Raw genomic sequence first — 269 nt, 5'->3', positions numbered from 1 at the left:
CTAGTAATCTAAATGTATACAATATATCATACATTATACAGAACAAACGTTCCGAAAATCAACACTAGCACTATTATTATTTTGACCTTTTCCTTAAACAGTATACAAAAAAGAGTAGTGATTTGATTGTATCTCAAACCGGCTACTCTTTTCTTTACAATCTACCTATTAAATTATATGGCTGCACTTCCCACGTTTCGTACGGAATACAATGTGTTGCTCTCATCGCATCAAGCGTTCTGGATTTCATATGAGGACGCGTTATGTAC

The 269-nt window shown here is 34.2% G+C and carries 1 pseudogene; it reads right to left on the bottom strand.

What is annotated here, in order from left to right:
* Nucleotides 1-154 precede the first annotated feature (154 nt).
* Nucleotides 155-269 (bottom strand): annotated as a pseudogene (locus tag SB658_RS24320) (DNA mismatch repair protein MutT); the annotation flags it as partial.

The organism is Bacillus sp. SIMBA_008, assembly GCF_046535495.1.
In the GTDB taxonomy this organism is placed as follows: domain Bacteria; phylum Bacillota; class Bacilli; order Bacillales; family Bacillaceae; genus Bacillus; species Bacillus subtilis.
This window is presented reverse-complemented; position numbering and strand designations above follow the sequence as displayed.